The 20,263-nt window shown below is 71.0% G+C and carries 17 protein-coding genes; 5 read left to right on the top strand and 12 right to left on the bottom strand.

Annotated elements, in window-relative coordinates; translation table 11 throughout:
- Positions 1-64 precede the first annotated feature (64 nt).
- A complete protein-coding gene (locus ACFT9I_RS11890; protein ID WP_382563218.1) occupies positions 65-568 on the bottom strand; it encodes a peptidase inhibitor family I36 protein in 504 nt (167 codons plus the stop codon).
- Positions 569-865: 297 nt separating this feature from the next.
- On the opposite strand from ACFT9I_RS11890, the gene ACFT9I_RS11885 reads away from it, so the two are divergent.
- Positions 866-3,580 carry a BTAD domain-containing putative transcriptional regulator gene (locus ACFT9I_RS11885; RefSeq protein ID WP_382563216.1) on the top strand — a complete coding sequence of 905 codons (2,715 nt, stop codon included), beginning with the start codon at positions 866-868 and terminating at the stop codon, positions 3,578-3,580.
- A 71-nt stretch (positions 3,581-3,651) separates the two neighbouring features.
- On the opposite strand, the gene ACFT9I_RS11880 is transcribed toward ACFT9I_RS11885, so the two are convergent.
- Complete coding sequence (locus tag ACFT9I_RS11880) at positions 3,652-4,593, bottom strand: endo-beta-N-acetylglucosaminidase H (RefSeq protein ID WP_382563214.1); 942 nt, start codon at positions 4,591-4,593, stop codon at positions 3,652-3,654.
- A 262-nt stretch (positions 4,594-4,855) separates the two neighbouring features.
- Here ACFT9I_RS11880 and ACFT9I_RS11875 point away from each other — a divergent pair, with 262 nt between their 5' ends.
- Positions 4,856-6,574, top strand: a complete 1,719-nt coding sequence (locus ACFT9I_RS11875; protein WP_382563212.1) for a serine/threonine-protein kinase — start codon at positions 4,856-4,858, stop codon at positions 6,572-6,574.
- 168 nt (positions 6,575-6,742) lie between these two features.
- Positions 6,743-9,127, top strand: coding sequence for an FUSC family protein (locus tag ACFT9I_RS11870; protein WP_382563210.1), 2,385 nt, complete (start codon positions 6,743-6,745; stop codon positions 9,125-9,127).
- A gap of 24 nt (positions 9,128-9,151) precedes the next feature.
- On the opposite strand, the gene ACFT9I_RS11865 is transcribed toward ACFT9I_RS11870, so the two are convergent.
- The 4 genes from ACFT9I_RS11865 to ACFT9I_RS11850 form a co-directional block, all read right to left on the bottom strand.
- On the bottom strand, positions 9,152-10,147 hold the full coding sequence (locus ACFT9I_RS11865; RefSeq protein ID WP_382563208.1) for a hypothetical protein: 996 nt from the start codon (positions 10,145-10,147) through the stop codon (positions 9,152-9,154).
- Positions 10,148-10,218: 71 nt separating this feature from the next.
- Positions 10,219-11,502 (bottom strand): hypothetical protein, encoded by a 1,284-nt coding sequence (locus ACFT9I_RS11860; protein WP_382563206.1) that lies wholly within the window; start codon positions 11,500-11,502, stop codon positions 10,219-10,221.
- Between the two features lie 52 nt (positions 11,503-11,554).
- Positions 11,555-11,869 (bottom strand): chaplin family protein, encoded by a 315-nt coding sequence (locus ACFT9I_RS11855; protein ID WP_382563204.1) that lies wholly within the window; start codon positions 11,867-11,869, stop codon positions 11,555-11,557.
- Positions 11,870-12,039: 170 nt separating this feature from the next.
- Positions 12,040-12,891, bottom strand: coding sequence for a helix-turn-helix domain-containing protein (locus ACFT9I_RS11850; protein ID WP_382563203.1), 852 nt, complete (start codon positions 12,889-12,891; stop codon positions 12,040-12,042).
- Positions 12,892-13,048: 157 nt separating this feature from the next.
- On the opposite strand from ACFT9I_RS11850, the gene ACFT9I_RS11845 reads away from it, so the two are divergent.
- Both ACFT9I_RS11845 and ACFT9I_RS11840 read left to right on the top strand, forming a co-directional pair.
- Positions 13,049-13,981 (top strand): alpha/beta hydrolase, encoded by a 933-nt coding sequence (locus tag ACFT9I_RS11845; protein WP_382563201.1) that lies wholly within the window; start codon positions 13,049-13,051, stop codon positions 13,979-13,981.
- A 43-nt stretch (positions 13,982-14,024) separates the two neighbouring features.
- Positions 14,025-14,555, top strand: coding sequence for a GNAT family N-acetyltransferase (locus ACFT9I_RS11840; RefSeq protein WP_382563199.1), 531 nt, complete (start codon positions 14,025-14,027; stop codon positions 14,553-14,555).
- On the opposite strand, the gene ACFT9I_RS11835 is transcribed toward ACFT9I_RS11840, so the two are convergent.
- The 6 genes from ACFT9I_RS11835 to ACFT9I_RS11810 form a co-directional block, all read right to left on the bottom strand.
- Positions 14,530-15,108 (bottom strand): TetR/AcrR family transcriptional regulator, encoded by a 579-nt coding sequence (locus ACFT9I_RS11835; RefSeq protein WP_382563197.1) that lies wholly within the window; start codon positions 15,106-15,108, stop codon positions 14,530-14,532. The two genes, ACFT9I_RS11840 and ACFT9I_RS11835, sit on opposite strands and share 26 nt — an antisense overlap.
- A gap of 216 nt (positions 15,109-15,324) precedes the next feature.
- Positions 15,325-16,578, bottom strand: a complete 1,254-nt coding sequence (locus tag ACFT9I_RS11830; protein WP_382563195.1) for an oxygenase MpaB family protein — start codon at positions 16,576-16,578, stop codon at positions 15,325-15,327.
- A gap of 5 nt (positions 16,579-16,583) precedes the next feature.
- Entirely contained in the window at positions 16,584-17,078 is a 495-nt protein-coding gene (locus tag ACFT9I_RS11825) for a hypothetical protein (RefSeq protein ID WP_382563193.1), read from the bottom strand.
- Entirely contained in the window at positions 17,075-17,911 is an 837-nt protein-coding gene (locus tag ACFT9I_RS11820) for a fumarylacetoacetate hydrolase family protein (protein WP_382563190.1), read from the bottom strand. The genes ACFT9I_RS11825 and ACFT9I_RS11820 overlap by 4 nt, the downstream gene beginning before the upstream one ends.
- 12 nt (positions 17,912-17,923) lie before the next feature.
- Positions 17,924-19,684 (bottom strand): FAD-dependent monooxygenase, encoded by a 1,761-nt coding sequence (locus tag ACFT9I_RS11815; protein ID WP_382563188.1) that lies wholly within the window; start codon positions 19,682-19,684, stop codon positions 17,924-17,926.
- The gene (locus tag ACFT9I_RS11810) at positions 19,681-20,232 is read right to left on the bottom strand and encodes a VOC family protein (RefSeq protein WP_382563186.1); all 552 of its coding nucleotides are present in this window, start codon (positions 20,230-20,232) and stop codon (positions 19,681-19,683) included. Before ACFT9I_RS11810 ends, ACFT9I_RS11815 begins: the two co-directional genes overlap by 4 nt.
- Positions 20,233-20,263 lie beyond the last annotated feature (31 nt).

Genomic DNA, 20,263 nt, shown 5'->3' with positions numbered 1-20,263 from the left:
GCGGACAGCTGCTTCCGGAAGCAGCTGTCCGCACGCGGCGGTTCGGTTGGTTCCCCTCAGGGTGCTACACGCAGTAGAAGCTCGACGCGTCGTCGCGGATGCTGGGGTCCAGCGCACCCGCGTTCTGCTGCGGCGCCTCCACCCACAGGCGGTTGCCGCCGAGCGCGTCGTGCTGGAAGACGTAGACGTTGCGGCTGGTGTTGTTCCGCCACGAGCTGGTCATGTCGTTGAAGCCCCAGGCCTTGAAGTCGAAGGTCCGGTTGGTGCACTCGCTGCTGTTGATGTACACGAACCGGCCCTGGAACCAGTCGTGTTCCCAGAAACAGACCTGTTCGGCCCGGCAGTCCTCCCACGACTCGATGCCGAACTTCATCCCGACGGCGCCGTCGTTCCACTCGACGGTCCGCGGGCCGGTCTGGACACCTCCGGGCGTCTCGGCCAGGACCTCGTCGATCTGGCTCTGCACCGCGGGGTACGGCGCCGGCGAGGCCGAGGCCGCACCGGGCGTGACGAGCATCGCGATGCCCGCGGCCATCGCGGCGAAGAGGACTGTCAGTCTGCGCTTCATCCGAAACTCCTCGTGAGGATGGACGTCCCTTTACGACCTGACGGGGGAATTCGCCCCCTTCCGTCAGGTCATGCAGATGAGGCTAGGGTCCGCTCCGTACAGATCTCGCACACGCGCGGCACACCCCCGGCACACCCCCGGCGCGTCTGTCGGTGGCGCCGTCTAACCTTGCGTCAGCCGTCCGCGGTCCGCCCGTTCACCGGTGCGGACGAAGGGCGAGGTGGACACGGACCGCGCCCTGACCGGCGCGGTCCAGTGAGCGGTGGGGGGCTTGTGGACTTCTGTGTGCTGGGGCCTGTGGAAGTACGACACGAGGGGGCCGCGCTGCCGCTGCGCGCGGTACGGCAACGGGCCCTGCTGGCGGCGTTGCTGCTGTCCGCCAACGATGTCGTGAGCCTGGACCGGCTGACGGCGGCCGTGTGGGGCGAGGATCCCCCGGCATCGGCCGCGGCCAATCTCCGTACACACGTGGGCCGGCTGCGTCAGGTGCTGGACGGCGCGGGCGACGGGGGTCCACGGGTGGTGGCCAGGTCCGGTGGCTATCTGATCGGCGTGGCGCCGGAGGAGCTCGATCTGCTGCGGTTCGAGGCGCTGGCCGCGCGAGGGGAGCGGGCGCTGCGCGAGGGCGAACACGACCTCGCGGCAAGGGAGTTCGAGGCGGCACTGGCGCTGTGGCGCGGTGAGGTGGCGCAGGGCGCGGTCCTGGGCGGCTGGGCCGGGGCGCGGCTCGTACGGCTCCAGGAGCGGCGGCTCGCCGTGTCCGAACAGTCGCTGCGGACCCGGCTCGACCTGGGCCGGCACGCCGGGCTCGTCCCCGAAGTGCGCCAGCTCGTCCTGGAACATCCGCTCAGGGAGAGCCTGTACGGGCTGCTGATGCTCGCGCTGCACCGGACCGGATCGCAGGCGGAGGCCCTGGCCACGTACGACCGGCTACGGCACACCCTGCGGGACGAGCTCGGGATCGATCCGCCGCCGGAGGTACGGAAGTTGTGGCAGGGGATCCTGCGCGGCGACCCCGCGCCCGCGCCGCCGGAACCGATACCGGAGCCGCGATCGAGACCGCGGTGCGATCTCCCTTACGACATCGGCGACTTCACCGGACGGGCCGGGGAACTGGACGAGCTGGCCCTCACGGTGAAGCAGGGGACGGACACGACCGGAGCCCGGATGCCCACCGCCGTGTCCGTCGCCGCGATCGACGGCATGGCCGGCGTAGGGAAGACCACACTGGCCGTACGTCTGGCCCACCACCTCGCCGAGGACTACCCCGACGGGCAGCTCTTCATCGACCTGCACGGGTTCACGCCCGAGCGGTCGCCGCTGCCCCCGGCCGTCGCGTTGGAGAGGCTGCTCCGGGCGATGGGCGTACCGGGTGAAGTGATCCCGGAGAGCGCCGAGGACCGAGCCGCGCTGTGGCGGGCGACCCTCGCGGGCCGACGGGTCCTGATCGTGCTCGACAACGCCTCCGACAGCGCCCAGGTCACGCCGCTGCTGCCCGGGGCGCGCGGCTGTCTGACCCTGATCACCAGCCGCCGCCGGCTCGTCGGCATCAGCAGCGCCGCCCTCGTCTCACTGGACGTCCTCACGCCGGACCAGTCCGGTGCGCTGTTCCGGCGCATCGTCGACGACGGCCGTCCGGACCGTGACCCCCACGCCACCGCCGAAGTCCTCGCACGGTGCGGCCATCTGCCGCTTGCCGTCCGGCTGGCGGCCGCCCGGCTGCGTCACCGGCCCGCCTGGACCGTCTCCCAGCTCGCCGCGCGGCTGAGCGACGGCGGGCGGCTGAGCGACGGCGGACAGCGCCTGGCCGAGCTGCGCGACGACCGGAGCAGTGTCTCCGCGGTGTTCGCGCTCTCCTATCAACACCTCACGCCGCCGCAGCAGGAGTTGTTCCGCCTGCTGGCGCTGCATCCCGGTCCGGACATCGACCCGTACGCCGCGGCCGCCCTCATGGGACGGCCCGTGCCCGGCGTACAGGACCTCCTCGAAGAGCTCGTCGACGTCCATCTGCTGCAACAGGCCACCGCCGGCCGCTACCGCTTCCACGACCTCCTCCACGCCTACGCCGCGGTGCTGGGCCGCGGGGAGGAGCCGGAGGCCGCGCGGCCTCCGGCGCCGGTGCGGCTGCTGGACCACTACCTGACCACCGCGGCGGCCGCGATGGACGCGGTGTTCCCCTTCGACCGGGCCCGGCGGCCCGCGGTGCCACCGCCGGGTCCCGTTCCCGGCCCGGTCCCGGGCATCGGCGAGCACGACAGGGCGATGGCCTGGTTGTCCGCGGAACATGCCAACCTGGTGGCAGCCTGTCTCCTCGCCGCCGAGAGCGGCCTGCCGGGTCACACCACCGGCCTTGCCGCCACGCTCGCCCGTCACCTCAACCCGCGCGCGCACTGCGGCGACGCCCTGCACTCGGTGGCGCTCGAAACGGCCCGCCGCCAAGGCGACATGGCCGTCCAGAGCCTCGCCGCGTACAACCTGGGCCAGGTGCGCGACTGTCTCGGCCATCCCGAGCAGTCCTACGCGCTGATGCGGGAATCGCTGCTCCTCGCCCGTGAGTCGGGCGACCGGCTGGGCGAGGGGTACGCCCATGTGGGCCTGGGCCGCGCGCGCCGGCGCACGGGCGCACCCGACGAGGCACGGAGCCACTTCGAGTCGGCGCTCACGTACGGCCGACAGACCGGGGACCCGCTTCTGCAGGGGTACGCCCTCAACGCACTGGCCCGCGTACAGCGGGAGTCGCACGACTACGGCGCGGCGCGGCGGAACCACGCCGAGGCGGCCGAACTGGGGCGCGGGACCGGTGACCCCCTGATCCGCGGACACGCGGCGAACGGCCTCGGCCACGTCTGCCTGGCGCTCGACCACCACGACGAGGCACGGCGCCATCTGACGGAAGCCCTCACCTTCGCCCTGCACACTGGCGAGCAGGAACTGCTCAACGAGGTCGAAGCGGGACTTGAGTCCTGGCACTCCCGGAACCTGATCCCGGAGGTCCCGAGCACGGCCGTCTGAGCGGAAGGGCCGCCGGCCGCGGGCGCCCGCGGCCGGCAGGCCCCGAGGCGCACCGGGCTGTGCGGGTCGCCTTACGGTGTGTAGACGGCGTCGCTGCCGTACAGCTGCCTGGTGAACGCCGAGACGTCGGCGCTGCGGTTGGCCCCGTCGAGGTTGTACGTCAGAAAGACGCCGTATCCCTCGCTGACGGTGCGGCGGGCGAGGTCGGCGGCCGTGGTCTGCGCGGTCCGGCCGATCTCGACGGCCGCGGGCGACAGTTTCGACTTGGGCAGTGCGATGCCGGGGACCTGCCAACTGCCGTAGTACGGGTTCCAGGCGTAGTCGAACTTGGACGAGATGTCGACGCCGCCGTAGGAGAGCCGCGTCGCGGCCGGGCCGATGTTGTAGAGGCTGATGATCTTGCCCGGCATGTTCGCGCGCAGTGCCGTCACCAGGTGCACGAAGGAGCTGGCGTTGGGCTGACCGGTGCCGTTGGTGCCGTACTGGGCGTACTCGTCGTCGAAGTCGATGCCGTCGAGGCCGTACTCGGCCACGGTGTCCGACAGTTGCTTCGCGAACGCCGAAGCCGCTTGCTGGGTCGGGAAGTTGGCGAAGCCCGCGCCCTGGTGGTTGCCGAGCACCGAGAGGACGACCTTGATGCCCTTCTGCTGCAACGGCCGTATCTCCGTGGCGGCGTTGTCGAGGACGCGCTGCACGTTCTCGTTGAAGTGCAGATACGCCGCCTTCGTGCCCGTGTCGTAGTTGATGTTCGCCGCGAAGATCACGGCGACGTCGAAGACGTTGTCCCCGCCACCGGCGAGGGTGTACTTGCCGACGTTGAGCATGCTGTTGTTGTTCACCTCGACGTACGCCACCGAGGTCGGCCCCTGTTTCGCGAGGGCGGGAGCGGGAGCGGGGGTGGGAGCGGGGGCCGCTGCCGCGCCGGTCGTCGAGGTCGTACCGAAGGCGAGGGCCGCGACGGCCGAGAGTGCGAGCGCGGCCGTCCGTACTCTGTTCCGTACCGGACTGAACATCGTGGATCGGTCTCCCATCGCATGGGTCGGCGCCCGACCTGTTCGAAAGCGCCGAGTGAGCCTTCCGAGCTTTCCGCTCCCATGACCGAATCCCGGGAATCTCGTGTGAACCCTCACGACCCCCACGCATGTCCCACCTCAACTCGACACCTGGGCAAGGGAGTTCACCCCGTAGGAGCCGGAACGCAGCCAGGTCACGGACCGGGCTGTCTCTTCCGCCACTTCTGATACGCGGATGCCCGGGTGTGGCAAAGTCGTGCAGGTGGACGAACTGCGACCCCAAGATCCCGCGCGAATAGGCGTGTGGCAGATTCTCGCCCGGCTCGGCGCGGGCGGCATGGGACAGGTGTATCTCGGGCGTTCGCCCGGCGGCCGGCTGGTGGCGGTGAAGGTGATCCGCGACGAGATCAGTGACCATCCGGAGTCGCTGGCCCGGTTCCGGCGGGAAGCCGCGACCATGGAGACCGTACGGAGCCCCTACTCCGCCCAGTTGATCGAGGCGTCGCTCGACGCGTCCCCGTACTGGCTGGCCACCGAGTACGTGCCGGGGCCCACACTGCGCGACGCCGTGCGCGCGGGCGGCCCGTTCCCGGCCGAGAGCGCGCTGCGGCTGTTCGCCGCGCTCGCCGAGGGGCTGGCCACGGTCCATGTCCACGGGGTCACGCACCGGGACCTGAAACCGCAGAACGTCATCCTCGCGCCGCAGGGACCGCAGCTGATCGACTTCGGTATCGCCCGAGGACTTGAGCGGACGGTCCTCACCCAGGTCGGAATGGCACCGGGGACACCCGGGTACGCCGCGCCCGAGGTTCTCCTCCGTAATGAGGTCGGCCCGGCGGCCGACATCTTCGCGCTGGGGGCGACGATCGCCTACACCGCGACCGGCCGGCCTCCGTACGGAGGCGGCGACGCCTCGGCGGTGAGCTACCGGACCGTGCACGAGGACATCGACCTGACGGGCGTACGGGACGACCTGGCCGCGCTGATCGGACGATGCGTCGCCAAGGACCCTGCGGACCGGCCCGAGTTGGCCGCTGTGATCGCCGGATGCGCGGTGGACTCGGCGCTGGCCTCGGACGCTCATTACCGGTCGGTGGCCCTCGACGCGGATGCTGTGCCCGAAGCCGTACCGGAGCACGTATCCGTGGCCGAGCCTGTGGCCGAAGCCGAGCCCGTGTCCGCCACGAAGTCCCCCGAGCCCGCGCGCTGGGGGTACGACGGGACCACCCCGTACGGTGCGCCGGACCGGCAACCGCCGCCCACCGCCCCGCGCCGGCGCCGCAAGGGCTGGCTCGCGGTATGCGCCGTGGCGGTCGTCGTACCGTTGGCGCTCTGGCTGCTGCCCGGACAGGGCGACGACGATCAGGACCCCGAGGCGGCGCCCGCCACCGGGCAGACCGCCACCGGGAGCACCACGTCCGGGCCGAGCACCAAGGACGATCCGGCGAAGGGCCCACCGGACCACATCGTGAGCGACCGTGACTCGCAGGACCGCTGGACCCTGTCGGAAGATTCGGAACAGGCCTCCCAGGGCATCGGCTCCTGCGACCTGGCCAGCATCGCCGACTCCAACCCACCGATGGACATGCAGTCCTCCGTCTCGCACACCACTGGCTCCGGCACCGCCTCGGTGTCCTACCGTCCCAAGGCGGCCGGGACCAAGAAGCGCCCCGCGCCGTATTACGTGTCGGTCGGGATACGCCCCCCGCACGAGACCGACCGCACCACCGGGCGCCCCCTCAAATCGGCGGGGAAGGGCATCGGCTTCACCAGCAAGCCCGTCGACCTCTACTCGCGGTGGTCCTCGGGCGGCACCATCAAGTTCCAGTATCCCGACGACTTCCGGGCCCACTTCGACGCCAAGACCGTCGACGCGATCCCGGTGAGTGACGATCCGGGCGACTGGACCGTGGTGCTCTACCACGTCCAAGGCGGGCCCAAGAAGTTCACGCCCATCCTGTGCAGCGGCTTCCACGCCTGAAGCAGCTCGAAGCACCTCGAAGCGCTTCGAAGCAGCTCCAAGCAGCTCGCCGGCCGGGGCCCACGAACCCGTTCAGCCGCCACGCCGACGTGTCACATCACCCCCTATGGCAGTTTCAGGCGAATCTCAGGTAGGTCTTCGCGACCATCACGAATCTGGAGATGATCCATGCCTGCACTGCCCCAGCGCCTTGAGCTGTGGCTCACCACCCGTGACCGCGGTCTCCTCGCGCTGCGTCGCGCGGGCCGCACCGCGATCGTGATGTCCGGTACGTTCGCCTTCTGTGACCAGGTGATCGGCAATCCGGAAACGGCTCTCTTCGCCGCGTTCGGCTCCTTCTCCATGCTGATGCTGGTGGACTTCGGCGGTCCGATGCGCGAACGGCTGCAGGCTCAGGCCGCCTTGGCTGCCGTCGGCATGGCGTTCGTGTGCGTGGGGACCCTCGCCTCGCAAGCCGCTTGGCTGGCGTGCCTCGCCATGGCCGTGGTCGGTTTCGGCGTGTTGCTCGCCGGCGCGGTCAGCTCGGTGCTCGCGGGGGCGAGCACCTCTCTGTTGCTCGCGTTCATCCTTCCGGTGTCGCTGCCCGGGACCGCCGCCGATGTGCCGGAGCGGCTGGCGGGTTGGGGCCTGGCCGCGGTCGTCGGACTCTTCGCGATCCGGCTGTTGTGGCCGGAGCCCGCCGCCAATCCGTTGCGTGGAAAGGCTGTCGCGGCCTGTCGGGCGCTGGCGGCGCGTCTGCGCTCCGAGGCCGAGCACCCGCGATCGGGCCGGGAGTACGAGGCATCGCCCGAGCACCGGCAGGTCAGGCGCGAGGCCCACTCCGCCATGGACGAGTTGCAACGACAGTTCCTGACCACGCCCTACCGGCCGACCGGGCTGAGCGCGCCGGACCGTGCCGTGGTCCGGCTGGTCGACGAGCTGAACTGGGCGAAAAGGGTCATCGTGCATTCCCGGCCGATCCCGGTCGGCGCTCCGAACCTGGCCGCCCGCCGCGCGAGGATCGCGGCGGCGAACGTACTAGGAGAGGGTGCGGATCTCCTCGCGGGACCGCGGAGGAGCCCGGACGCGCTGCGTGCCGCGTCGGCCGAGTTGCGTGCGTCCCTGTCCGAACTGGATCGCGACGCCGCCGACGCACTGCCACCGCTGTCACGTCCGGGTCCAGGTCCAGGTCCGCATCCGCGTCCGGGTCCGGGTCCAGGTCCCGAGGACGGCGCCGAAGCGAGCACGGTATCGCCGGACGAGATGACCGACCAGCAGGTGACCGAGGTCATCGACGCCCTGGAGCCGAGCTTCCGTGCCCATGAACTGGCCTTCGTCGTCTCCGCGATCGGCGACAACATCGACGCCGCCGCCCGCGCCGAGCGCCGCACCTGGAGCCGGCGACTCCTCGGCAGGCAGTCCGCCGGGCTGCCGGGGACGTTGTCCTCGGCGCACGAGCGCGCGTCCGCGCACGTGGAACCGCACTCGGTGTGGCTTCACAACAGCGTGCGCGGCGCCGTCGGGCTGGCACTGGCCGTACTGGTGGCGAACCTGACAGATCTTCAGCACGCCTTCTGGGTCGTGCTGGGCGCGTTGTCGGTGCTGCGCTCGAACGCACTCAGCACCGGGCAGAACGCACTGCGCGCGGTGCTCGGCACGGCGGTCGGCTTCGCGATCGGGGCGCTCCTGATGCTGCCGGTCGGCGATGACACCACGCCGCTGTGGTTCCTGCTCCCCGTGATGATTCTGGTGGCGGGCATCGCGCCGGCCGTGATCTCCTTCGCCGCCGGACAGGCGGCCTTCACTCTGGAACTGGTCATCCTGTTCAACATCCTCCAGCCGACCGGCTGGCGGGTCGGGCTGGTGCGGATCGAGGACGTCGCCATCGGCTGCGGGGTCAGCATCATGGTGGGCGTCCTGTTCTGGCCACGCGGGGCGACCGCCGCGCTGAACCAGGCCCTGTCCGAGGCGTACACCGACAGCGCGAACTACCTCGCCGCCGCTGTGGAGTTCGCCATGCGGCGCCCCAGCTCCCACCCGGTCACGACAGCGGTCGACGTGAAGCGGCAAGCGGTGCGCGCGGCCTCGGCCGCGCGCCGGATGGACGACGCGTTCCGCCAGTATCTGAGCGAGCGGGGTGCCAAGACGACACCGCTGGCCGAATTCGCCATGCTCATCGGCGGAGTGATCGGGCTACGGCTGGCGGCCGACACGGTGCTGCACCTCTGGGAGCGCGCTGACGACCAGGTCCCCGGCGACCGAACCGCGGCCCGTCGCGCGCTGCTTCAGCACATGCGGCAGGTCACGGACTGGTACGACGATTTCGCCAGGAACCTCGCAGGCGGACAGCCGCTGCCCCGGTCGCCGGACCAGGACGCGGCTGCCGACCGCGCACTGGTTCGCACGCTGAGCGAAGACCTGCGGAGCAGGAACAGGAACGGGATCGCCGCGGCGACGGCGGTGCGCATGATCTGGACCGGCGACCATCTCGACGCGCTGCGCCGGAATCAGCCGACACTCGTCCAACCGGTTCTCACGGCCGGCCTCGCCCAGAGTGAATCGGCCGCGGACTGAACCGACATTGTTTACGGGGGCGCCTCACCACGCGGGTGCGGTGACTCCGGTTCCGGCGTTCCGGGGTGTGGCACCCGGTGGGTCGGGAGGCAGCAGGGCGCTGTGGTGGTGGCGGAGCAGATCTTCGTGGGCGGGGGTGAAGAGTTCGCGCCCGATGCCCACCGCGAGGTCGTCGGCGCCGTCGGCCGGTGGTGGAGGGAAGTCGGCCGCATCGGGCGGGGCGGGATGGCCGGTGGCGTGCAGGAGCCGGGTGAGGGCCCGTTCGCGGGCGTCGGTGGTGCCGCCGAGGGCGGGGCCGGCGAGTTCTTCGTGGGTGATCACACAGATCGCCGGGTGGTGGAGGAGCCATCGGCCGCGGTGGGCTTCTCGCATGCCGGGGAAGCCGGGGTCGGTCAGGGCGAGCGTGATCTTGGCGTCCAGAGTGGGGCGGGTGGCGAGGATGTCGCGGTAGATGAGGTGTTCGGGAAGGGAGCCGACGCGGTCCCCGGGCTGGGAGAGCGCGCGGATCTGGCTGATGATCCGGTCCCGGATGTCACGGTGGTGGTAGACGATCGGCGGCTGGGACCGGGTGTGCCAGGAGCGGAGGAAGTCCGCGTCGGCCCTGTGGAGGTCCAGCCCCGTGACGTACCAGCAGCCCCGGCCCGGCAGCAGGGTGAGCAGCGTGGTGTCCGGCAGGCGGGCGAGGCGGGACTCGGTGTCCGGGTCGACGGGTGAGTGGAGGGTGGTGGGCTGGCCCAGGCGGGTCCACCACACCCGCCACAGGGCGCCGACCGCCTGGTGGAAGGCGATTTCGAGGGATTCACGGTCGTGCTGCGGATTCAGCAGAAGTGCTGTCCGGTCCGGGCCGTACGCGGCCGTGAGCAGGGAGTACACCTCGCCGGGGCCGGGATGCCCGGCACCGGCGGCCGGGTCGCCGCTCATCGTGCCGTACGAGGTGTAACCGAGGGTGCCGGTGACGTCCGCCAGCAGCGAGGTGCCGCTGCCCGGCAGGGAGACGGCGATCATCTGGGGCACGGCCATGGAACATCTCCCGGAAGTAGGCGGGGCTGTCCGGCCCCGGCTGTGGCAACTGGCCCTGCGGTGAGGTGAGTTCAGCGGGGTCCGGCCGCCGTGACGGACGTGGTACGGGTGAGGAGCAGGTCCTCGTAGGCGTGATGACGGCGGGTGGTGGTGCGGTCGTGGAGCAGCCGGGCCGCACGGGCTCCCTCGCCCGCGTCGGCCAGCGCGCGGGCGAGCGTGTCCTGGATGATCTCGCGCTCCACCCTTACTCCGCCGATCTGTTCCGCCTTGTCGCCGAGGCAGGTGAGCAGGTCCGCCGCCGCCCGGGGGCGGCCCGCCGTGACCTCCGCGAGCGCTTGGACCACGGGGGCCAGGACGTCACGAAATGTGGGGCGCCGGTCGGCGGCGGCGCGGTGGGCCAGGGCGTGCAGATCCTCGGTGGCGGCCTCCACGGCCAGGGCGAGTGCCAGGTTGAAGGTGTGGAAGATCTCCGCCGTCCCGCCCGGTTCGGCCAGCAGTCGCCGTACGTGCTCCAGGTCGCAGCGGCCCGCCGGGGTCTGTCCGGCCAGCAGCAGCCGCCAGTTCGTCGCGGCCCGCATCCCCACATCACCGCGCGTCAGGGCCGCGTCCGCGCGTCGCCGCGCTTCGGGGAAGTCGCCGGAGGCGATCGACTGGAGTGCGGCATGCCAGTTGAGATGCCGCGACTGCACGGCCCCCGGGTCCGCCGCAAGCCAGTCGTCCAGGAACGCGACGCACGCGGGGCCGGTGCCCAGTTCGTGCTCCGCGTGGGCGAGGGCGTGCGCGGCCACGCCCGAGCGGGGGTACAGGGTCAACGCCCGCTCGGCCAGCAGGTGGGCCTCCCGCGCCCGGCCCTGCTCGGCCCGGGTGGCGGCGAGCCAGCTCGTCCAGGGCCAGTTGGCCGGGCCCGCCGACGCCGCCTGTTCCTCGACGACGGCATCGCCGTACGCGCGGTAGGCGGGGTCCTCGCTGGCGTGGAAGGCGCCCAGCATGAGCCCGGCCACCTCGTCGGCGGGCCACCGGGCGAAGTGCGTCACCAGGTGATCGGCGCTGAGCCGGTAGTGCCGGTGGGTGTGGAGGAACACTCCGTGGACGAGGCTCGCCTGCCGCTCCCCCGCCGCCAGCGCGTCCCGGTGCGCGACGACCAGTTGCTCCTTCAACTCGGCGTCGCCGAGCCTGTCCCCGGTCGCCAGCATCAGCAGCGCCCTTGCCACACCGCTGTCCGGCTCCCCGGCCGCCCACTCGTTCAGCAGCGGCAACGCCCGCCCGCTCAGAGCCAGCAGCTCCGTCACCGCACGCGTCTCGACCTCGACCTCGACCTTGACCCCGGCTTCTGAGGTCGCTGCGCTCGCCACCATCCGGCTGATCTCCCGCCGCTCGCCCGTCCCTTCGGACCTTCGGACCTTCGGATCAGACGCTGGACCCGAACAGGGCGGTGCAGACGATGCCGCTGCTGCCGCAGTGGTTACGCGGCAGACTCAGCGGCAGACCGGCCTGGTTGCCGCCGCCCAGCCCGCTGCCGGCCACCGTGGCGCCCTCGGACCGGGCGCCCGGCTGGTCCTGGACGCAGCCGTTGCCGAACGCCGCGTTCCCGATCCCGACGACGTTCGCCTGCGCGGCGCCCGCCGGGAGGAGCGCCGCCCCGGCCACCGCACCGACCACCGCGGCCCGCACACCCGCCTTGGCCACACCGCCGCCGCCCACGGTCCGCAACTCCACGCCCATCGCTGCTCCTTCGCCGGAGGCTCCCGGGGACACGGTCCCGGTGCCTGTCACAGAGCGTGCCGCACGCATATTCGTCCGGCCGCAAACGATCAACGACCTACCGGCGGCTCCGACACTCTTGGGCGCGACCCTTGTGGCGTACGCCCGCGCACTCCGTTCAGCAAGCGAGTTCAGCAAGCGATCTGGAGGAGGAACCGCAGCGCTTCGTGGGAGGACGAGCCAGGTGGGGCGGTGTAGGCGACCAGTTGCTGGTCGGGCTGGGTGCCGACGGAGAACTGCTGCACATCGAGGGTGAGCGTGCCGACGACCGGGTGGTGGTACGTCTTGGTGAGCTGCCTCGGTCCGCGGACCTGGTGGCTCGCCCACCACGTACGGAAGTCCGCGTCGCGGACGCTGAGTTCGCCGATCAGCGCGGCCAGGGCCCGGTCGGCGGGATCGCGTCCGGCCTCCATCCGCAGGACCGCGACGCATTCGCGCGCGGCGCGTGGCCAGTCCGCGTACAGGGCCCGGTAGTCGTCGTCCAGGAATGTCAGCCGGATCAAGTTGCGCTCGGCCGGGGGCAGTTCCCCGAAGTCGGTCAGCAGGGCGGCCGCCGCCGGATTCCAGGCCAGTACGTCCATGCGGCGGTTGAGGACCATGGCGGGGATGTCGCGCATGCCGTCGAGCAGCTGCCGCAGCCGGGGGTCGACCGTCTGCCTGGCCGGCGTCCGGGCGGGGGCGGGCTGCGTGACATCGGCGACGGTGAACAGGTACGCGCGCTCGTCAGGGGCGAGATTCAGCGCGTCGGCGAGGGCGTCGAGGACGGGGCGGGAGACTCGGCGCGTACGGCCCTGTTCCAGCCGTACGACATAGTCGACGCTCACATGCGCGAGCTGGGCCAGCTCCTCGCGGCGCAGGCCAGGGACACGGCGCAGCGTCCCGTCGTCCGGCAGGCCCACCAGGTGCGGGGTGAGGCTCGCGCGCCGGGCGCGCAGGAAATCGCCCAGTTCGTTGCCGTCGGAAGCGGCGCCACTGTGTTCCATGACTTCCAGTCTCCGCCTTGCGGCGGCCATGTGCCTGGTACTGGTCCGCATAGGCAGGACCATCCCTGGCACCTGCCGCCGGCCGGCGCGACGGTGGGAGACGTGGCCGACGGAAACGGAATCGGACGGCCACCCCTCGTAACCACCGGAGGACCTCATGAGGACAGATGTCGCCATTCCCAGCGCCGGCCTGAAGCTCGCCGGCCACCTCTACACCCCCGACGGCGAAGACACCCCCGGCGGCGAAGCCGTCGGCCCGCGCCCCGCGATCGTCGTCGGCCACCCCGGCAGCGGCGTGAAGGAGCAGACCGCCGGCCTGTACGCGCGGCGCCTGGCCGAGCGGGGCTTCGTCACCCTCGCGTTCGACGCCGCGTACCAGGGCGAGAGCGAGGGCATCCCGCGCGGGCTGGAGGACCCGGGGCAACGGGTCGAGGACATCAAGGCCGCGGTGTCGTACCTCACCACCCGTGACGAGGTCGACGCCGACCGTATCGGAGCGATGGGTATCTGCGCCTCGGGCGGATACGTACTGCCCGCCGCCGCGACCGACCACCGCGTCAAGGCCGTCGGCACCGTCAGCGCCGTCGACATCACCCGCCAGTTCCGGGTGGGCCCCGACGGCACCCAGGATCCCGCCGTCATCCAGCAGATGCTCGACGCGGCGGCGGCGGCGCGGACCGCCGAGGCCCGCGGCGAGGAGGTCCAGGGCCTCACACTCTTCCCCGACACCATCGAGGAGGCCCGCGCCCAGGGCGGCCGGCACGGCGCCGAGGGCTTCGAGTACTACCGCACCGAGCGAGCCCAGCACCCGCGATCGGCGAAGACCTTCACCTGGTCCAGCGTCGACCGCATGGTCTTCTTCGACGCCTTCCGGTACGTCGACCTGATCGCGCCGCGCCCGCTGCTCATGATCGCCGGACGCGAGGCGGTGACCTCCTGGATGAGCGTCGAGGCGTTCCAGAACGCCCGCGGCCCGAAGGAGCTGCACTGGATCGAGGGCGCGAGCCATGTGGACCTCTACGACAGGGAGGAATACGTCGGGCCCGCGATCACGAAGCTGACCGACTTCTTCCGGACGCGCCTCGGCTGAATGGGCGAGCGCGACCACCGCACCCGCTGCCAGGATGCGTCCCATGGATGTCGACAGCCCCGGTGGGCCTCGGGTCAGACGCGCGGACGGGTCGGACTGGGCCGCGTTGGCCGAGATCGATTCCATCGCGGCGGCGGGTGACGACGTACGGCGGGACAGCATCCGGCGCTGGTGCGAACGCGGCCTGGTCCTGCTGGCCGAGGACGCGTCCGCGCTGGCCGGACCGGACGAACCGGATGGACCATCGAGCACGTCGAAGCCGTCGAGGCCGCTGGGCTACGGCGTGCTGGAGTACACCTTCTTCGACCAGGGCTTTCTCACCCTGGTGATGATCGCGCCCGATGCCCGCCGGCGAGGTGTGGGAGCCCGAATCCTCACCGCCGTCGAGGCCGCGTGCACCACCCCGAAGCTGTTCACCTCCACCAACGCCTCCAACCACCCCATGCGGCAGCTGCTGAACCACGCGGGGTGGCGCCGGACCGGCATTCTCCACGGCCTCGACGAGGGAGACCCCGAACTCTTCTACCTCTGCCCGCGCGCCGGCGCACTCAGTCGGTCAACGACAGCCCGTTGATGAGCACTTCGGCCACATTCTCGGCGTAGAGCCTTACCCGGGTCTCGTCCGTCGACGCCAGCTCCGGATTCATCAGCGACGCGACCCCGTTCTGGCCGTAGGGCGCGGTTCCTCCCGAGGTGAGCAGGAAATAGAAGACCTCGGCCGGAATGTTCTTGATTCTTCCCTGTTCGCGCAGCAGATCGAATACGGGTATGAAGCGCGACCGGACCGGTTCGATGTAGTGCCGGTAGAGATACTCCAGGCGATCGGAGGCGACCGCGCCCTCCATCACGACAAGGCGTGCCAGATACGGGCGCGTGGCCGAGTACTCGATGAAATTCAGGCTCAGTACCCTGAGCCGAATCATGGGGTCGGCCAATTCGTCGTCCGCGGCCTCCAGATGGTCGAGGAGCGGGCCGAAGGCCCAGTCCACGGCGGCATGCCACAGTTTCTCCTTCGAACCGAAACGCTGGTAGAGGAGATTGCGGCTGACGCCCAGTTCGTCATTGACCGTGCGGAGCGAAACCCCGTTGTAGCCGTGCACCGAGAATGCCTCGATCGCTGCGGCCATGACCTGATCTGTCGGGGCGAATTGGGCATCCTTGGGGGGACGCCCTCGTCGGCGGACGGGGCGTGGTGGGGTATCGGGCACGGGACCAGCTTAGCGGTGTCCGCTCTCCTCGGTTCGGCACCGAGGAGAGCGGAGATGAATTGCCTGCAGGGCGGTGACGGGGTGATGGCGGAGTGGTGGCGGGGTGCGGCGGGCGGTGGCGGGGCGGTTATTCGTTTACCGCGTGAGCTTGTCGACGGGAGTGAACTTCGCTTCGCCGCCCTCCAGGTTCGAGTTGAGGAACTCGTGACGATGGCGCCGGTGGGTCTGGTCGATCCACCCGGCCACTCCGGGGACGTTCCGGCGAAGGGTCTCGCGTGTCACATTCCCGGGGAAGCGGGCGAGCGGGGCGAAGCGCCAGAGGCCGGCGTCGGGCAGCCCCGTACCCTCGTAACCCTCCTGCCCCAAGTAGAAGCGCGCGTGGCCGAGTTGGGCCTTGTAGCGGAGTCTGCCGTAGAACTGGCGCACTCCCCGGGCGTCCTCCGGGGGAAGGTAGGTGTCCATGAACGACCGGCACAGCTCCTGGGAGTCCCCGTCGATCTTCGGCGCCTCGGCGAGCCCCATCAGCAGGTTGGCCTTGAACCCCTCCGTCACGGTCTCCGGGTACCAGGGCGGCTCGACACCCATGAGGTGTCCGACGTAGCGCCAGTGGTGCATCATCGCCTCGATGTCGCCGTCGGTGGGCCGGTAGCCGAGGAGTTTGAGCTGCATTCCGGGGCCGAACGAGCTGAGCAGCAGCGTCCCCGTCTGGGCGAACTGGCTGATGGGCATTCCGAGTTCGGCCCGGTCCCACTCGGGGTGCGGAAGCAGTGTGTGGCGGATCATCGAGTGCAGGGTGCGTACGAACACCGCGGAGCGGCGTCCGACGCCGCCGGGCCGCATGGCCCCGGGCTCGGTCGTGTCCGTCCAGAGACGGGAGGTCTCCAGGAACCGCCCGAACGCGGATCCGCCGGTGTACGCGCCGGTCAGCGCGAGCGGCTTGGCGACGGTCTCCAGCCCGTACGCGTTGAACGTGGCCATTCCGAAGAACGGGTACAGCTCCTTGCCGTACCGCCGGAAGACCTCCGCGCCGTGCTCGACCTTCGCCCAGTCCACCCACTCCGGGTCGGTGTCGATCTGGTCGAACAGCGCGATCAGTTCCGCCGAGGGGTCCTTGACGCTGTCGATGCCGCCGACGAGGGCCTGCTCGACGTCCTTCCTGGCACGTGACTTGCCCTTGGGCGAGGCGAAGGCGGCGTCGATGTAGGCGTCGCCGAGCCGGTCGCCGGTGTTCATGGCCCGGCCGAACGCCGTCGCCAGTTCCTCGGACACCTCCAGGTGGCTCTTGGCGTACCGCTCCAGCTTCCATTTGAGCGACTGCCCCGCGGGGGTGTCGATCGCCCGGAAGTACGCGAAGATCTCCGGGATGGGCACTTCGGTCGTCTCTGTCATGGTGGTCACCGCTTTCCAGTGGTCGGGGTTCCGGTGGTCGGGTTTCCCGTGGTCGGGGGGTGGGGGCGGCCGTTCAGTTCGTCCGCCAGTGCGCCGGCGATACGGCTTGCGCCCGCCGCGTCGGCCAGGGACTCGTCGCGCCGCAGCAGTGCGGTGACGAAGTCGGGGCCGCGTAGGTCTCGCCGGGGCGGGCCCAGCAGGATGTGGGTGTGCGGACAGCCCTCGCCGAGGGAGTACGTGTACACGCGCTCCGAGCCGGTCACCCGGGTCACGGCGGCGCTCAACCGGGCCAGGAGCGGGCCGAGTTCGGCGCTCTCGGCGGCATTCAGGGCGCCGAGTCCTTCGGTGTGGCGCAGCGTCTGGGCCGCGATCCAGCCGGGCACCGGTATGGCCGGGTGCGGGGAGACGCCCCAGTGTCCGGTGCGGGTCAGCCAGCCGGGGGCGGCGGCTGCTTCGAGGGTCGCGGCCCGCACGCAGAGTGGGCATTCGGTGTTTGTCATCCGGCCACCGCCAGCGTGGTGGTCAGCGTGCCGATCCTGTCGATCGTCACCGTCACGACGTCCCCCGCCGCGAGGAACCGCCCTTCCGCGACGCCGGTTCCTCCCGGGGTGCCGGTGAGGATGATGTCGCCGGCTTCCAGGGTCAGGAACGAGCTGACGTACGCGAGGAGTTGAGGCACCGGGAAGATGAGTTCGGCGGTCGTGGACCGCTGACGTACGACACCGTTGACCTCGGTGGTGATGCCCAGCGCGTCGTACTCGCGCAGTTCGTCGGTGGTGAGCAGGGCGGGGCCGAGAGGCTTGAAGCCGTCGAATCCCTTGCCGACCGCCGGGCTGGCCATCGGCAGGGCCGGGTTCTCGCCCGCCTGGATGTCGCGCGCCGAGAGATCGTTGGCCACGGTCGCGCCCGCGACGTGCTCCCACGCCGTCGCCTCGGGGATGTCGCGGCCGGTGCGCCCGATCACGATGGCGAGTTCACCCTCGTAGTCGACCCGGTCCGGCGCGGATCGCGGCAGCCGGACGACGGCGCCCGAGCCGGTGACGGCGGAGCCGGGGATCACATGGAACCGGGGCAGGAGGGGCAGCGGGCTGCCCGTCTCGGCCGCGTGGTCCCGGTAGTTGAGGCCGATGACGATGATCTTGCCGGGGCGCCCGGCCGGTGGCGCGAACGTGGCCCGCTCCCGGTTGATCTCTTTACCCGGCCGCAGGGCCGCCAGCTCGGCCAGCCGGCCCTCGACGACGAAGTCCGCCAGCGTTCGGCCGGAGTGGTCGAGGAGTCGCGGCCCGTCGGGGCCGATGCGCGCGATGCCTTCGTCCGTCTGTGCGAGCAGCATGGTGATCTCCTGTCAGTTCTCGACGCCGGTGGCGGCGGTGGCGATGCCGCTGCCGGTGGCGCCCGTAACGCCTGCGACGCCCGAGCCGCCCATCACCCGGTCCACCAGTGCGTCGGGGTCCGCCGGACAGGCGTCACCGCGCCAGGCGACGATGCCGTCAGGTCGTACGAGAGCGACCGCTCGGCCGTACAACTCGCGGGCGCTGGGGGCGCCCGCCCACTCCTCGTCCAGGGGTATCCGCCGGTTCCGGAACGCCAGGGCCAGGGCCCCGCTGTCCACGGCGGGCGCGAAGTTCAGGAGGGTGAACCGGCCACGGAAGAGGTCGAGTACGGACCGTCCGTCGGCCAGGGTGAAGTGCGGGGCGCGGTGGCCGGGCCGCGCTGTGGGTGTGTACGTCTCCGAGTCGGCCGGCGGTTCGGGGGTGTCGTCCGGGGTGCTGCCCCCGGAGCCGTCCGAGATGTCGTCCGAGATGTCGTCGGGGACGATCAGCGGTGACCGGGGGTAGCGCACGTCGAGTTGGACCCCGAGGGAGCGCCACTCGGTCTGCCGGGTGGCGGTGATCCGCTCGCCGGCCAGGACCCGGGCCTCGTTCCGCGCCGGGTCGTCCAGTGCCGGGTCGGGCCGGATCGCGTTGTCCGCGCGGTAGTTGTGCCAGGCGCGGCGGACCAGGCGCTCGGCGTGCGGGCGGCGCTCGGCGGTGTACGTGTCGAGCAGCGTGTCCGGGGCCCAGCCCCGTAGAACAGCCTCCAACTTCCAGCCGAGGTTTGCTACATCGCCGAGGCCGGTGTTCATCCCGTGCCCGCCCGAGGGCCACATCCGATGCGCGGCGTCGCCCGCCAGCAGGACATGGCCGGCTCGGAAGGACTCGGCCACCACCGCGTCCCCGCTCCACTCCCTGGTGTCGAGGACGTCGACGTCGTCGGCCGCGCAGTCGAGCGCGTCCGCGATCGTGGCGCTGACCTCGGCGGCGGCGGGGCTCTCCCCGTCGGCCAGGGGGTAGGTGACACGCCACAGATCGCCGCCGTCGAGCGAACCGAGGATCATACGGCGGGGGTTGAGCAGGTAGTACTGCACGGCCGGGGCGTGCGGGACGCGTCGGCGCAGTCCGGGAAGGCGGACATAGGCGCCCTGCCAGCGGGCCCGTACGTCCGGGGAGTCGCGCAGCGAGCCGATGCCCAGGGCCTTGCGGATCGGGGACCCGGCGCCGTCGCAGGCCACCACATAGCCGGCCCGTACGGTCCGCTTGCCGTGTTCCGTGGACGCGAGTCGCACAGTGACACCGTCGGCGCCGTCCTCGAATCCGCCGCAGGTCCAGCCGTGGCGAAGCTCCACCGTGGGTTCGGCCGCCGCCCGCTCGCGCAGGGTGGGGTCGAACCAGAACTTCGGCCACCACACGCCCCCTTCGGGGCTCAGTCCGTGCGTGGTGGAACGCCGGTCCGCGTTGCCGGGGCGGGGGAAGCGGGCCAGTTCGTAACCGGTCATCCGGGAGACGAAGGAGATGTCCCGCCGCGCGTCGGCGGGGAAGCCGCCGCGCAGCACCGCATCGGCGATGCCCCATCTGCGCAGCAGTTCCATGGAGGCGGTGTCGACGGACTCCGCCGTCGGGTAGCGGACCACGCCGTCCTCGCGCTCGACGAGGAGTACGGAGAGCCGGCGGGTGCCCAGTTCGATCGCGGTGGCGATGCCGACCGGGCCGCCGCCCACGACGACCACGTCGTACGTGGTGTCGTCGCCGATGTCGCCCGTGGGGCCCGGGGCCGAGTCGAGGCTCATCGCGCCCAGATCAATTCGTTCAGGTCCTCGCCGGCGTCCCGGCCCGCCATCAGGCGTTCCGGGTCGAGCGGGGCGCCGTTGGGGTTGTTCTTGAAGGCGTCGGTGGCCATGAACGCCCGCATCTCATCCCGCGAGGAGAAGTTCAGCGACGACAGTTCGACCTTGTTTCCGTCGGGGTCGCGGTAGTAGAAGCTCGTGCCCGGACCGTGGTTGGACGCCTCGACGGGGAGATGTCCGCCGCCCTTGAGGGTGCCGTACAGCTCGACCAGCGCGTCGAGGGTCGGCGTACGGAGCTGGAAGTGGTGCAGCCCGCGCGAGGAGCGGGCGTCGCCGATGTCGGCGCACTCGAAGACCGCGATGCGCTGGGTGTACGGCGGGTCGAAGTAGAAGTCGAGGAAGCAGATACGCGACGGCTCGTCCGGATCGTCGGAGGGCGGCGGGGTCATCTCCACGCTGCGTGGCTGATCCAGCAGGAGGGAGTAGAAATCGCAGAGGCGGTCGTAGTCGGTGGTCCGCAGAACCACCTCGGAGAGACGAATCCCTGACATGTCTTTCGTCCTTGCTCGGTGAGGGTGACGC

This window comes from Streptomyces sp. NPDC057137, assembly GCF_042670825.1.
GTDB lineage: Bacteria > Actinomycetota > Actinomycetes > Streptomycetales > Streptomycetaceae > Streptomyces.
This window is presented reverse-complemented; position numbering and strand designations above follow the sequence as displayed.